The 14,959-nt window shown below is 40.3% G+C and carries 12 protein-coding genes and 1 pseudogene; 9 read left to right on the forward strand and 4 right to left on the reverse strand.

Annotated elements, in window-relative coordinates:
- Positions 1-281, forward strand: a pseudogene (locus tag BLQ57_RS18155) (hypothetical protein); the annotation flags it as partial.
- Positions 282-409: 128 nt separating this feature from the next.
- On the opposite strand, the gene BLQ57_RS18160 reads toward BLQ57_RS18155, so the two are convergent.
- Together BLQ57_RS18160 and BLQ57_RS18165 are read right to left on the reverse strand one after the other, a co-directional pair.
- Complete coding sequence (locus BLQ57_RS18160; protein WP_087941065.1) at positions 410-730, reverse strand: hypothetical protein; 321 nt, start codon at positions 728-730, stop codon at positions 410-412.
- A 408-nt stretch (positions 731-1,138) separates the two neighbouring features.
- A complete protein-coding gene (locus tag BLQ57_RS18165) occupies positions 1,139-4,390 on the reverse strand; it encodes an endonuclease/exonuclease/phosphatase family protein (RefSeq protein WP_087941064.1) in 3,252 nt (1,083 codons plus the stop codon).
- 192 nt (positions 4,391-4,582) lie between these two features.
- Between BLQ57_RS18165 and BLQ57_RS18170 the strand changes: the two genes are divergently transcribed.
- The 3 genes from BLQ57_RS18170 (at position 4,583) to BLQ57_RS18180 (ending at position 7,487) form a co-directional block, all read left to right on the forward strand.
- The gene (locus BLQ57_RS18170) at positions 4,583-5,140 is read left to right on the forward strand and encodes a TlpA family protein disulfide reductase (protein WP_087941063.1); all 558 of its coding nucleotides are present in this window, start codon (positions 4,583-4,585) and stop codon (positions 5,138-5,140) included.
- A 5-nt stretch (positions 5,141-5,145) separates the two neighbouring features.
- Entirely contained in the window at positions 5,146-6,363 is a 1,218-nt protein-coding gene (locus tag BLQ57_RS18175; RefSeq protein WP_087941062.1) for a hypothetical protein, read from the forward strand.
- A gap of 140 nt (positions 6,364-6,503) precedes the next feature.
- On the forward strand, positions 6,504-7,487 hold the full coding sequence (locus BLQ57_RS18180) for a fasciclin domain-containing protein (protein WP_087941061.1): 984 nt from the start codon (positions 6,504-6,506) through the stop codon (positions 7,485-7,487).
- Between the two features lie 713 nt (positions 7,488-8,200).
- Here the strand turns inward: BLQ57_RS18180 and BLQ57_RS18190 are convergent.
- Positions 8,201-8,788, reverse strand: a complete 588-nt coding sequence (locus BLQ57_RS18190) for a DUF4136 domain-containing protein (protein WP_087941060.1) — start codon at positions 8,786-8,788, stop codon at positions 8,201-8,203.
- 311 nt (positions 8,789-9,099) lie between these two features.
- Between BLQ57_RS18190 and BLQ57_RS18195 the strand changes: the two genes are divergently transcribed.
- Positions 9,100-9,549 (forward strand): GNAT family N-acetyltransferase, encoded by a 450-nt coding sequence (locus tag BLQ57_RS18195; protein ID WP_087941059.1) that lies wholly within the window; start codon positions 9,100-9,102, stop codon positions 9,547-9,549.
- A 466-nt stretch (positions 9,550-10,015) separates the two neighbouring features.
- Here the strand turns inward: BLQ57_RS18195 and BLQ57_RS18200 are convergent, their stop codons facing one another.
- On the reverse strand, positions 10,016-11,863 hold the full coding sequence (locus BLQ57_RS18200) for a PLP-dependent aminotransferase family protein (protein ID WP_087941058.1): 1,848 nt from the start codon (positions 11,861-11,863) through the stop codon (positions 10,016-10,018).
- Positions 11,864-12,188: 325 nt separating this feature from the next.
- Here BLQ57_RS18200 and BLQ57_RS18205 point away from each other — a divergent pair, with 325 nt between their 5' ends.
- The 4 genes from BLQ57_RS18205 (at position 12,189) to BLQ57_RS18225 (ending at position 14,959) form a co-directional block, all read left to right on the forward strand.
- Complete coding sequence (locus BLQ57_RS18205) at positions 12,189-12,431, forward strand: hypothetical protein (protein ID WP_087941057.1); 243 nt, start codon at positions 12,189-12,191, stop codon at positions 12,429-12,431.
- Positions 12,412-12,723 (forward strand): type II toxin-antitoxin system RelE/ParE family toxin, encoded by a 312-nt coding sequence (locus tag BLQ57_RS18210; RefSeq protein ID WP_087941056.1) that lies wholly within the window; start codon positions 12,412-12,414, stop codon positions 12,721-12,723. Before BLQ57_RS18205 ends, BLQ57_RS18210 begins: the two co-directional genes overlap by 20 nt.
- A gap of 335 nt (positions 12,724-13,058) precedes the next feature.
- Complete coding sequence (locus BLQ57_RS18220; RefSeq protein WP_087941054.1) at positions 13,059-13,343, forward strand: hypothetical protein; 285 nt, start codon at positions 13,059-13,061, stop codon at positions 13,341-13,343.
- A gap of 335 nt (positions 13,344-13,678) precedes the next feature.
- Positions 13,679-14,959, forward strand: a complete 1,281-nt coding sequence (locus BLQ57_RS18225; RefSeq protein ID WP_087941053.1) for a CitMHS family transporter — start codon at positions 13,679-13,681, stop codon at positions 14,957-14,959.

Raw genomic sequence — 14,959 nt, forward strand, 5'->3', positions numbered from 1 at the left:
ATTTTTTCTCGGACAGCCAGGAAGGGATCAAAACACAGGTTTGGATGGTATTAATTGCCAATCTAATATTCACCGTGATTCACAAGCGGATCAAAGAAGCCGAGCAGTTCACCACCTTGGTGTCCATGGCCAGAGCCAACTTGATCTCCTATGTCTGCTTCCAGACCATCCTAAAAACCAACTGCCTGGTAGCAGAAGAACGAAATCTGGAAATAATACAATTGGACATCTTTGAAAGTGAGCAGGGGGGTGTTTTGAGAAAAAAAGAAAAATCACCCTAAATAGCCTGGAAACCCACTATTTTCCAACTTCAAAAAGTTACTCGGATGACAGTAATTAAAAATTAAGAAAAAATTTCATAAAAAAAAGCATGCGGTTAGGCATGCTTTTAAAAAAGGTCAGCTAATTTTTAATTTTTCGATAGGAGGTAGACTCTTTGTCCATTATGCTCGGCAAGAATGCCTACATTTTTAAAAGTCTCCTGAAAATTTCCCTTTACTACTTCAGCGTCACCATAGAACTCAGCGATAATCTGAAGATCTTTGTTGACTAAAATAATGCTCGGTCTTTCTTTATTAAGTTCAGGAATAATCTGACTTACTTTCGTGCTGAGTTCAGCTTGATTGACCGAATCGGTTGTTTTGGCTTGGATTTCTGCCGTGCCTATCGACCAAGAAGCTGAGAAAATCCCAGCTAATAAAAGCCCTTTAAATTTTCCAGTGATGCTCATAGTCTTTAAATATTTGGTTTAGTATAAGTGGGGATACGGGTAGGGAATGGGAAGGTTGCAAAAAAGGAGCACTTTTTAAGAATATTATTTTGTCATTTAGTCATTTTGTATTCCCTTACAGAAATATATTTTTTATTTATATAATAAAAACTACTTATATTCTGATCCACTTCGATATTCTTGAGTTTCTAACCCCCTTCTGTTGAGCTTTTTTTAATAGGTATATCCTGAATTCTACCAGCAGTCAAATTTTCTTAATTTTCACCTCGACTTGGTTCGATTTTGCTCAACAGCCGTCACTCGGTGTCCTTTCGTCTTGTTTTGTAGGAGGGAAGGAAAATGGGAATCGTAATCATAAAAAAAACCCGACTCATCGAGTCGGGTTTTTTATTTCCAGATTTGTATGGATTAGCGCTTCAACAGTCGAAGCACTTTGGTCTCTTGACCTTGATTCAAGTGTAGATAATAGAAGCCTTTCTTAAATCCTTGACCACTGATCATTAGGTTCATTTGGCCCTTGCTGAAATTAGAGCTTCCAGATTGGATTACATTTCCTCTTTCATTAAAGAGTACATAGGAAACTTCGATATCCAAATTTTGATCTAACTCAACAGCGATTTGATCTACTATTGGGTTAGGATAGAATCGCTTGATTTCGGCGCTAGCAAATGATAGGCTAGCAGATTCCTCTGTTTGGTTTTCTCCGCATGCTATGATACCACAAGCGCCCAAACTCGCACCTCTCTCCAAGAAGGAAGGCACTGCCTGAGGTACCACGCTGAGTGTATTGCTATTTCCCGAATTTCCGGCAGGCATACAGAGGGTGACCTTATTGCCGTTTTTGCCGCTTCGTACATCCACTACGCATACCGTCACCTCATCAGTGAAGGTATTTCCAGCTTCATCACTGACAGTCAAGGTGTAAGTACTCGTCTCAGTAGGTGAAACTGTTATTTGCTGACCAATCTGTCCATCACTCCAAGTGTAGGTATAATTTCCAGCACCTCCGGTAGCATCAGTAGCACTTAACGTAATACTCGCCAAAAGTTCATATCCCAGATAAACCACACCACCTTCTCCCGCATCGGAAAGGATAGCTTCGCCAGCCACAAATCGTACCGAAACCGGTAAGTGATCTGAGGTGGTATTTGCATAATTATCGATCAGGTTGAATGGAATATACAGGAACTCGGAACCCTCTAGGTAATTATCATATAACTCATTGGAAATCGTAATATGATCTATCACATTATCATTGAAGATAAAGGACCTTAAACCAGCCTCACTGAGTGAGACGGTAATCCCATCAAAATCAGGATCCGAAATAATCACCTCATAGGTACTTGGTCCTCCACCTATGGATTCATCCAAATCATCATTGAAGTCTCCCAATAGAATGATGTTGTCATCTGCGTAGTATGCATCCAAACTGTCCTTAAGCGCAAGAATATCATATCGCTTTCTCTCCAAGTCTGAATTGGAAGAGCCTGATTTAGCGTGGATATTGATAAAGTTGATTTTCTCTTTCACTCCATTAATATCAGCGATCGCTGTGACCAGCCAAGGCAATCTGCCACTAGACCAGAAAGAGGATGCTGTTCCTGTAGGATAGTCATCCAAAAGTGGATTCATTCCCAACCTTGCTTCATCATATACTTGCTCAAACAATACCCTTTCATCGAGCACTTCTACTACTGCTGTTTTGTAAATCAAACATAGCTTTTGAGGAGGGAAGGAAGGATCCGGACCTTCAAAAGACCTGGAGTATCGATCAGAACAAAGGACCGCATAACCTGGGAGTTGACTGACCACTTCAGCCAAAAGTACCTCGTCGCTCACTTCCTGTACGGCAATCACATCAGGTAAAGTAGCTTGGAACAATTTCAAGGCATTTTCTGCTTGCAAAGAGACATTGTTGGGTCCGAAATTCCTTATAGTTGCACCGAAGAATTCCATATTCCAAGTCATCACATCAAGTGTTTCCTCGGTAGGAATATCAGAACCCATAGGTTCATATGCCGAAGTGCCCGGAAGGTCTGCGATGAATCTCGGAAGAAGCTGAAGTGTGCCTCTGAAACTTCCCACTACGCCAGTTACAGGTTGTGCATCAGCAGGAATCACTCTTCCTACCAAGCTGCTGACTTGACCATCTATTCTCAGTTCAATAGCTCCGCTTTCATCTGTAATCACATAATTACTTTCTGGGAAGAGCAACCCTTTTGGTATGGCAAAGGAAGCATTCGGAATACGGATCAGTTGGCCTTCTAAACTGGGGCTAATTTCCGAAATTGAGGTCACTAGTGGCTCAACTGTATTTCCTGAACTGATGAGCTCAATTTCCCGAACATTACCCAATTGAATTTGCCCGTTAAATGCTCCCAATGTACCGAAGAATCTGAGTTCATCGCCGATTTGGAAAAGTTCACTTCCATGGATATTTGAATCAAATACGGGGATCCCAGCCGTTTCATCCTGAATAAAGGCTGGTCCTCCAAACTCATCAGCAGCAGTAAGAATACCTTGGATCCAAACTTCAGACCCTTGTGCAGCTTGTCTAGCCTCTGCGATACTGATGACTACGGGTTCTGGGTCCGGATCTGGATCGACCACGACTCCACCGAAGCTTTGACCTGTATTTACTTGGTTATAGGTGCTTGGTATAGAAGTCTCAGACCAGGTGAAGTCAGCATATTTTAAACCGCTTCCTTGTAGCTGTAGGGAGGTACCCACGGGTGTACTCGAAGGTTGAGTTACTCCCACATCTTCACTAAGTAATCCATCAGCGGGGCCACCTACTGCGGTAAAGGCACCCTCATAGCTTAAAAACTGAATTACTTCATTACTTGGACTAATTAGGGCAAATCCATCAGGCGCTCCATTTTGTAAGCCATTGATGGGGAAGAATTGAGTACCAAAACCATTGTTCTGGTCTTCAAGAACTCCGGAAAGATTCACTGTGCCATAGGAAGAGCCACCATTACCATTGTAAAGGATGATTTGATACCCTTCCAAATCTAATCCTGCTGTTCCGGCTATCTCTATCCCTTCATTCACATCTGCCCCTGCATTGTCATAATGAAATTCATTGACAAAAAGTACAGGTGCCGAAGTAAAAACCTGATCATTATTAGTAGCTCCAAAGGTCGAATTAGCAGGAGCTACCCAAGTAAAGTCTGTGTATTCTTTCCCAGTTCCGTTGAGCTGTAGCGAAAAACCAATAGGAGTGGAGCCAGTTTCTTCTACTCCAATATCCACACTGCTCATCCCGTCGGCTGGACCTCCAACCGCAATAAACGAACCCTCATAGCTAAGGAATTGGATTACTGTGCCATTGTTGACCAAAGCCAAACCATCAGGAGCTCCATTTTGAATCCCATCTGTGGGATAAACTTCCGATACAAAACCGAATCCATTGCCAGAGTCGGGGATGGAACCGCTAAGATTTCTGGTGTTGTAGGCAGACCCGTTTGCACCGTTATATAGCACAATAGACCAACCGCTTAAATCAGTCCCTGCCGGACCAGCGATTTCTATCGCCTCACCCACATCCGTACCGGAGTTGTCGTAGTGGATTTCATTGATAAATACCTCTTGTGCTCCGACTGTAAATGACAGTAAACCAAAGAGCATCAGGTGAATATTTAGTAAAGTGTTTCTCATACGTTTTGATTAAAATTTAGCTCCTAAAATTGCGCTTTTTTCTAGTGGTCAAATTCAGCTATAAGTTATCCTTATGTTACTTTTTCCCTTTTCTAATTTTGTGCTGGCTTGGAATCGTTTTACTCAATGCTTTTCTACAGAATGTCTGAACATTAAAAAAAGATTGTTGGCTGTAAAAAGAATCTCACCTACATGAATTCCTTATATTTAACCCTCAATCACCCATTGACTATGAGTTTGTTTCCATTCAAAAGAGCAGCAAAATCTCTTTTCGTAAAGCAGATTTTCCTGTATCTGTCCGCTATAGTTCTGATTTTATCTTCCTGCCAAAGCAAAAATTCCTCTGGAGGAGGCCCTGATTTCAAAGCAACATTTACCGACCTAAATTCCCAAAAGTCCAAACTTTCGGATTATCAAGATAAGACAGTGGTTCTTCACTTTTGGGCCACATGGTGTAAACCTTGTATAGAAGAATTCCCCTCGCTAAAAGAGGCACAACCTCGATTGGAAAAGGAGAATGTGCAATTTTTAATCGCCTCTGATGAAGATCTAGCCTTGATTGAAAAATTTCAGGATAGATTTAAGACTGGCTTGAATCTAATTCAACTTAGTGAAGGGAGTTTAGCAGAGTTTGGAATTTACGCCTTACCGACTACTTTGATATTGGATACCGAGGGCAAAGAAATTCATCGGATATCAGGAAAAATTGAATGGAGTAGCATTGAATCTATCGATCAATTGCAGAATTAAAAATTATGAATAATAAATTGATTTTATTCCTATTAGGATTCACCTTGATTTTCTCTTGTCAGCCAAAAAGCGAAAAGCAGATTGAGCTAGCGGAAATTTCTTTCCCAGGAAATGAGGATAGTTCCTTACCTTATTTGTACGCATCAGAGAATGGACTTTTCTTATCCTGGACCGAGATGCTCAATGATTCTAAAGCAGGTCTTTTTTACTCTCAGTTGAATAATGGGGTTTGGAAAGAAGCTCAGTTGATCACAGAAAGCTCTGATTGGTTTGTGAATTGGGCAGATTTTCCTTCGATTGTAGAACATAAGGGCAATATTTTAACCCATATACTTCCCAAATCTTCTCCAAGTACATTTTCTTACGATGTCAAATTGAATATCCTTGCACAGGGAGAAAATGAGTGGAAGACCGAGCTGCCTTTGCACACCGATTCCACGCTTACAGAGCATGGTTTTGTGTCTACCATTCCCTATTCCGATGACTCTTTTTTGCTTTCTTGGCTTGATGGAAGAAATACAGGAGGAAGCAGTCATGACCACGCGGAGCACTCGGGAGCCATGAGTGTTAGAGCAGCAGAAGTAGACTTTCAAGGAAAGGTGATTTGGGATGAACTTTTGGATGCTAAAACCTGCGATTGCTGTCAGACCACCACAGCCATGACTTCAGAAGGTCCTGTGGTTTTGTATAGAAATAGATCAGATCGGGAAATCCGCGATATTGCCATTACCCGCTTGATGGCCGGGAAGTGGACCGAACCCAAAATTATCCATGCGGACGGCTGGGAGATCGCTGGTTGCCCCGTCAATGGGCCCAAAGTAGATGCTCATCAAGAAACTGTTGTCGCTGCATGGTTTACCGCTGCCCAAGCAAATCCTCAGGTCAAACTTGCTTTTTCTACCAATTCAGGAGCCGATTTCATGGAACCTCTGGTTTTATCGGAAGGCAACGCCATAGGCAGGGTAGATGTTGCTTTAATGAAGAATAATTCTGCCTTGGTGACTTGGATGGAGATGGAAGAAGATACCGCTTATCTTTTCGTTCAAAAAGTTAGTTTGGATGGTAAAAGAGCTCAAAAACAAAAAGTGACTGCTATTGACCCTGGAAGAAAAAGTGGTTTCCCTCAGATGGAAATTTTTGATGAGCAAGTTTATTTTGCCTGGACGCATGTAGAAAACTCCGAAAGCACCGTGAAGTTGGCAACTTTGTCCCTTAGTTTTTAAATAGGATTCAATTCAACCCCTTTTTTCTACAGTTCAACATTCGTTTTCTACGGTTTAAAATGTTTTTACCTGTATTCAAAATCAATATATGAATTGATAGGTTATTGATTTATAATCATTTAACCATAAACATTAAATCCATGACCAACTCAATCAACCAATTTATCAAGGGAGGGCTAGGCCTTTTATTCCTTGTATTTATGGCTGCTTGCTCTCAAATCGAAGATCAGGCCATACCAGCACAGAATGATTTAAAACTCATTCCAGAAGTCCTTAAAACGATGGAGACTGAAGGGGATGTCAACAATTCGAATGCTAGAAAGAGTGCAGGACGAACCTTCGCCACTTTCAATGCTGCTTTAGGGAAAAGTGGATTAGCTTCAGTTTTCTCTAGAAATGATCTTACCGTTTTCGCACCCACAGATGCAGCCTTTGCTGAATTAGGTTTGAACCCAGGTAACATTGGAGATTTAGAGGGTTTGACCTCTATTTTACTTTATCATGTGGTGGCAGGATCTGTTTTTTCCACTGATTTGGTGGAAGGTTTTGTTCCTACTTTAAACGGAGCCGGAGTAGAGATTAGCCTTATGAATGGGCCAAAGGTAAACGAATCCAATATTATTTTGGTAGACAAGCAAGCTAGAAATGGGGTGATCCATGGAATAGATGCAGTATTGCTTCCACCTTCAGATAATATCATGGAATTGGTAAATAACAATGAGAATTTCACCATTCTTAAAGCAGCTATTGAAGCTGCAGAAATAGAAAATATTGTAGCGAATACTCCAAATATTACTGTATTTGCCCCAACTGATCAAGCCTTCATTGACTTGCTCAATTCCTTACCTGAGGTGGATACTTTAGAGGACTTGGTAGCCTTTTTAGGTGGAACTGACGGTTTAATCAGTGTTTTAGCTTATCATGTTTTTGCAGATGGAAGAGTTTTTTCCTCTGATTTAACTGATATCGAAATCACTATGTTTTCGGGAGATAAAGTAACCATAGATACTTCAGGCCCTAAATTAATCGATCTTGGTGGTGGAGAATCTAACATCATCGATACGGATATTCAAGGTAATAATGGCGTAGTTCACGTTATCGATAGAGTCTTATTAAACTTATAAAACCAAACAACAACCCTAATCAAAAGGCGTGGTGATAGCTACGCTTTTTTTATAGCACTTGTAATACTCATTTAATAAGGTTTCGGTTGATTGAAATCGAGCATGAGGTGGCCGTCACACGCTGTTGCTCACTGATCAATTGGTGCAGCCGTGCGAGATTATCCCGAAGTCGGGACAGGTAGTGACCCCTAAAAAGCAATTTAAACAAGTGAAATCGAGCACGACAAAAGCGACACCTATTGGGATGCCTCGATCTATAGGGGCAACCATGCGAGATCTTACCGAATCAAGTTTGGGACAAGCTATTCCGATACTCGGGACAAATAGACCTTTGGAAATCAATTATAAACAGATGAAAAATATACACCTAGAATAATATGTGTTATTCAAGTAAAGTAAGTAAATCAGTAGGTCTAGTATGTTTACTAAGCTTGAATTATACGAACTGTTAGAAAAGGATGTTCTGTTTCGGAATAATCAAAATGAAATGGTATTAATTGCATTATAAAAAAAGCGCGAATAAAATCGCGCTTTGAAATTAATTTAATAAATATTGATTATCTGCTTCTTTGTCAGTAAAGAAATTAATCTGCTTAAAATCAACTTAAAAGTTCAATTCAAGCAAACTTTGAACCTCTGTCATGGGTCTTTCAACCTGACTGTCAAAGAGTACTTGTTTACAGGTAGAAACCCGAACATACAAATAATATATTTTATTCCTCAGCAAAGGGCTCAAAATTCCAATCATTAAATATTGAAATTACCTTAGCTTCTAATTTTGAGATGTCTTTTAGTTCTTCTGCATCAAATGCACCTGAAGCGAATCCTTGCCATACATGAGCACCGGATTCAGCATCAGTAAAGTTTACAATAACTGTTCCTGCATCCACTGGGACCATCTTGGTTGTCATAGATCTAGGACCAAAGCCCAAGTAGTCTTGACCATTTGTCAATCTATAAGTTCTTAGCTCAGTAGGATATTCTAGGATATGAAAATTAACCAACATATCTGGATCTTTTTCATCGTGACTAAAGCCTTTAGCTTTCATTTGCACATTAATTGCATCCTTGACATGTTTGTTTGTTGTAGAATTATTGTATAACAAAACCATGTCTCCGTTGATAAGTACTTTGTCATCAGGTATATTGTCTTTGTTAAAAACCCAATCATATGTATCATACTTATTTAAATTTACATTCTCTTTTTTTTCTGTGTAGGTTTTCTGTCCTAAGACTAGAGATGTAGAAAGTAAGGCTATAATAGTGGTGCTGAATATCTTATTAATATTGAAGAATTTCATAATTAATGGAATTTGGTTAAAACTATTATAGTATACGTAATCATTTTGTTATTGTTATTGAATAAATTGATGCTAAATAAAATTATATTTTACAATATATCATTATTTATAATTCATATTTGGTTAAATTGATGTTGATTGTTATAAAATTAAATATTTTGACCTAAAGTAAAATATATTATTGTATTTCTTAATGAGAAGCTTAAATTGACGCTTAGCCGTGGTCAAAGAATAAAATATCCAACACCAGGCCTTGAATTTCCCTTACATCCTCCCCATATTCGTGGCCTTAATCGAAAACACCTTGCTCAATGAACCTTTCCCATCAAGTCAAAGCTTTTGACGAACTCAGTGTTTATGAACTTTATGAATTACTTAGACTGCGAAGTGAAGTTTTTGTTGTAGAGCAAAATTGTGTATTTCTCGATCAGGACAACAAAGATCAAAAATGCCAGCATGTGCTTCTTTTTGTAGACAATCAATTGGGGGCTTATTGTAGGCTGGTTCCAGCGGGATTGTCTTACCAAGAAGTAGCTATCGGAAGAGTAGTAAGCGCTCCAGGATTTCGAGGAAAAGGCTTGGGTAGAAAAGTGATGGAATTGGGTATAGAGGCCTGTCAGAAGCTTTTCGGGGAAGTAGATATTCGCTTAGGTGCCCAAACTTATGCTTTGGATTTTTATAAATCGCTTGGATTTGTTCCCGAAGGAGATACCTACGATGAAGATGGAATCGAGCATATCGAGATGGTGAAAAGGGTTTGAGAATTGGGGCTTTAACACCATTCCTATACCTATTAAGAGTCCCTAAACTCTGAGTTCGTTTCTATCGAAGACAATAAATATAAAATTGAAGCAATTTTACAGATGAGAGCTCGGGGATTTGTAATGGTTTCGGAAGATGCTAATCCTCCAAGTGCTAATTTTAAATTCGACCCCGTCAGGGTCGTGAAAAACGATTATCCTAATAAAATCATAACCATGGGTTTCACCCATGGCTAATCAAAGTTAAAGCCCTTACAGGCTTTTAGGCTTCTTGTCACTTTCAATTCACAGGTACTCAATGGATGATTATCTTCATGTTTAGCTGCTGAAGGAAGACTTGGCCCATCAAAGACAAGGTGGGTCATTTTTGAAACTTTCAGCTTTCTCTCTTTTTACTTCCATTTTGCCAACTGAAAATTGCCACTTCCAACTCATCCTGACTTCCCTACTTTTAAACTTCCAACCTTCAACACCATTCTTTCACAAACTTCAAAAACACCTCTTTATGTTTATTCAAATCAATGTTATGTGATACAGAAGCCCGAACAATGTAATCCTTGTCGCCTTCCTTTGTTGTACCCTGTGTAGATGTGGCCGGTACAGTCCAGTAGCATCCTTTCAACTGCCCATAACTCACACAAAACTTACTTTCCTCGGGAATTTCGGTGATCATCAAATTGATCAATTCTAAATTCAATGCTCTCTTGTAGCTTTCTCTTTCCTCTTCAGTTTCTCCTTTAGTAGGAAGGTCCAAAGAAAATACAGAAGGGGTAAAGCCTCTTTGTGCCAAATCCTCAGAGACAAAATTGATTTTGGTAGTAGGTAGCTTGTCCTGAATGAAATTTACAAATTCTCTAGTATTCTCGTAGGCCTTCTGAATTCGCTGATTCATAGAAGGTAATTGTCTAGCCAAGATTTCATACTGCTCCTCTGTGGCCTCATTGTCACAAAGAGCCAAATGCAAGGCTATCTTTTCCATGAGACCTTCCGCTTTCAAATTGGCTGCACAATAACCCGCAGTGCATTCTCCACCGCTTGGAAACTTGGATCCACTGGCATAGGAGATGGCTGGAATACCCGAAAGAGTCTCCCCTTCACCCAAAAAGTGTACATTAGGACAGAAAGTCTGATCCAGAATAAAGACAGGTTCTAAAGCCACTTCTCCCTCAGCGGTTTGTCTTTCTTTTCCCAAGACCTCTTTCAAGCGATCCAAGTCAGGAACTTCCACTCGGGGATTGGTGGGAATCTCGGCGATGATATAAGAAACCGCATTTTGCTGTGCAAGCTCCTCCAAAATCCTATCCAAGCTTTGATTCATGTCATTTCCTGCATCTACTGGAAGGTCAACTACTTCCACCTGATCCAGACAAGCGGCCACCCGTCGGGCCTGATCATTGGTGCCACCATAGCAATTGGGCGGCACGATAAATTTGATTGCTTTTCCGGGATGCTTTTCTAGGGCTTCATCCACAAGTCCCATCATGATGGCATACTGCATAGAAAGCCCACTGGAAGCCACTAAAGGTTTGATGTCTGTGGCTGTGATGTTGGCGATGGATTCCAGGACTTGTTCTTTTCGATCTGCTGCTAGATTATCTGATGTGCTTTCTTCCACTTCTCCATTCAAGGCTTTCAAAGCTTGCTGACAATGAATCGGTGTCATAGCTATGGTTTCCCTTCTTCTTACATGTTGGATTTCAGAGATATAGGATGCATTTTCCTCTCCAAGCACATGAATGATACTACCCCAAGGTTCATGGGTGCTGATGACAAAATCACTGTTAAAAGGATTTTCTAATTCAGAAATGGGTGCTTTTTGACTGATGTAAACCCGACTACCTTCAAATTTAGGAAGTTTCTCATTGGGATTTACCTGTAGCAGCTCGAAGGAATAGCCATAGATTCCTTGAATTAGCTCTTCGCTAAAAAAATGAGAAATATCTTCCGTATAGAGGATTTGTGTGGATTTCTTTAGGAAAAGATTTTTGCGGAGTATCGCCAGAATGGGGGCTGTTTTCGAAGAAAAACTGATGACCTGATCAGCAGGTATGCCATGGAGTTGGCCGAGGGTCCACTCCAATACCGAGGATAGTGGATGCCCCAAGCGGATGTAATCGTAGGCAGTAGGCAATTTGGCTAAGGCCTGATTACTGATTTGATCGGATTGTAAGAGTTCTTCGAAAGCAGCTAAAAATTGAGTTTTGGCCTGACTTTCATCGTAAATATCCAGTCTATGGGTAGTCAATGTCAACCAGTCGGCGGGCATCTGTTCCAAAACCTGTTGAATCTGTTTCTTGAGTATATTTTCCTTCATTGATATTCTTAAATAAAAGCTGTTTTAATAGAGGCAATAGTTTGCTGAGCGACTTCCAATTTTGAGAAATCAACCCTCTCGGTCATTGATAGTACTTGAAAACGCGAAATTCGAGATCGAAATCCATTCATTTTCTAAGTTGCTGCAAACATACAAAATGAAATCGAGCAGGAGGGAATACCACCCGCCCAGATTATCCTAGCGCTGGCTTTGTTCTAGCGTAAGTCTTCAGATTTATCTGCCGTAGGCAAATTGACCTAGCGCAAGTCTTCAGACTCATATCTTTAAATTGACTTAAAAACCAACAATTAATTATATTTGGATTATGGCGACAATAAAACTTAGAGTAAGTGAAAAAATTTTGGACAAAGTTCTTTGGCTTCTTGGACAGTTTAAATCCGAGGATATTCAAATTATTGAAAATGATGAGAAGTTTGAAGGTGATAAATTGTACGCTCAGAATGAACTTCAACGTCTGAATTCTGGAAAGTCAAAATCATATTCCATAGATGAATTAGACGAACTTTTGGAAAAAAGTATTCGACAACATGAAAATCGAATTTCTTGATTCTTTTGTAGTCAAACTTAATCAACAAGTTTCCTATATCGCTGCCGATAAGCCAAAAGCTGCAAGGAAGTTTAAAAATGACCTCCTTCAAAAAGTGAAACTGATTTCTGATCATCCATATCAATACAGGAAATCAATTTATTTTGAAAATGAAAAAATAAGAGACTTGGTTTTTAAAGGATACACTATCGTTTATAGAGTAGACGAGCAGAAACAAATTATATCCGTTTTTGCCTTGATCAAGCATGAAGAAGGTCTATTGGGTAATCCCCAAAAATCTACCTTAGTCTAGTACAAGGAGTCTTCAGATTTATCTGCCTTAGGGAGACTTGTGCTTTTGAGACTTCATTTATCAATTTTTCCCGCAGATACCCGCAGAAAAAGACGCAGATTTCGCAGATTCATTATCGATGGAAATAAAAATCAGCGAGAAATCATTTGTCTTGCTGAAAAAGACGCACATGGACTTGAATCAAAATCAGTCCAAGGCAATATGCGACAGCCAGGTCTGAAGACTTACCTTCAACAATCAATTTCTCAATTTACCGCTGCATCCAGAAAGTCCCCGTTTGGAAAAAATTGCGTATATTCTGAAAAACAATCACTTACGAAATAAATAACAAGACCATGGATAAGTTAGAGAAATTGGAAATGATGGAGAAAATCTTGAGAGAGTTTGAAGATTTGAGAAACAGTCAAACCTCAGTCTTGAAAAAAATATCCAAGATTGAGGCAGATAACATCAATTTGGGCGTAAAACTCTTGGAGGAAAAACTACCGGATATCTTTTTTGCAGTAGACAGCAACCTCACTTTAGTCTCTGAATTGGAGGAGCATTTTCAAGAGCACAGAGACAAATTTTTCAAAGAAAACAATATCGCAGCCCTACAAGCCGAGCGTAATAAGGAATAGGTCGCGACTTCTGCGCTTACCACTTCTTTGAAATTCATCATTTGGCCTTCATCATTCGATTTTAATACCTAATTGCGCAAGGTCTTCAGATTTATCTGTTGTAGGCAAACTGGCCTAGCGCAAGTCTTCAGATTTATCAGCCGTAGGGAGGCTTGTGCTCTTATGTCCCATAGAAAAAGGGTCCAAGTCTAAAGAATTGAACCATAATCAATGGATACAACTGAAAAAGCTTATTTCCTATCCAAATCCCTATTTTTTACCGACGGAATCAACGGACAAAAATTATTTCCTACTTTTAAAAATCATCCTATTATAACCTATTAACCCTTTCATCAATGCTGGCAGCTTTGGGATTAATCACCATTGTGGTTTTGCTCTTTTTGGTCATGGCAAAGAAAACTTCGCCCACTGTAGCGATGATTCTTGTCCCCATTATCACCGCTGCTATCGGCGGTTTCCGTCTGGAAATGCTGGACTTTATCACCCAAGGCATCCTTTCCATTGCTCCCACAGGGGTCATGTTTATCTTCGCTATTCTATTTTTCGGGGTCTTGATGGATGCAGGAACCTTCAAACCCATTATTAAAGGAATTTTGAAACTGGCAGGGAATGACCCGGCAAAGGTAGCTTTAGGTTCTGCCTTACTTGCCATGATTGTCCATTTGGATGGATCTGGAGCAAGTACCTTTCTAATCGCAGTTCCAGCCTTTCTCCCTGTTTACGATCGGCTTCAAATGAAGCGAACTACCTTGGCTTGCATTGTAGCTTTGGCGGCAGGCACGATGAATATTCTCCCTTGGGGTGGTCCTACCATTCGGGCTGCTGCAGCTTTGGAGATTTCCGTCACTGAACTGTTTAACCCCATGTTGTTGCCCGTTGTACTTGGGCTTTTCTCAGTACTTCTTATTGCTTACTTCTTAGGGAAAAAGGAGAGAGGCAATAGTATGAATGAAATGGAAGTAGACTATTCAGATGGAGACCATTCGGAATGGGAGAGACCTCGTCTTTTTTGGATTAATATCCTGATGATTGTGATCGCTGTGGCTGTCCTAGTTTCGGGAATGGCTCCACCTCACATCATTTTTATGATCGCTTTCGCCATCGCGATTTCCATCAACTACCCCAAAATCAAAGACCAAGCAAGTCGGGTAAATGCTCATGCCAAATCCGTGGTGCTAATGGTGAGTATTCTCTTTGCCGCAGGCTGTTTTATCGGAATTATGAAAGGCTCCGGAATGATAGAAGCCATGGCCGAGGCCGCTGTTGTCCATATTCCGGATTGGGTGGGAAATCACCTTCCCGTGGTCGTCGGTATTGCTTCCATGCCCGCCAGCTTGTTGTTTGACCCGGATTCATTCTATTTTGGAATTGTTCCCATTCTTTCCAACACGGCCCTTCACTTTGGCGGTGATCCCATTGATATCGGGCGGGCGGCTATCATGGGACAAATGACCACTGGATTTCCTGTCAGTCCCCTTACTGGAGCCACATTTTTACTGATCGGTTTGACCGGAGTGGACTTGGGTACACATCAGCGTAAAACCATTCCTTACGCATTTTTAATCAGTATTATCATCTTAATCAGCTCCTTATTGGTAGGGGCTATCACCTTGTAA

It is taken from the genome of Algoriphagus faecimaris, assembly GCF_900101705.1.
Taxonomy (GTDB): domain Bacteria; phylum Bacteroidota; class Bacteroidia; order Cytophagales; family Cyclobacteriaceae; genus Algoriphagus; species Algoriphagus faecimaris.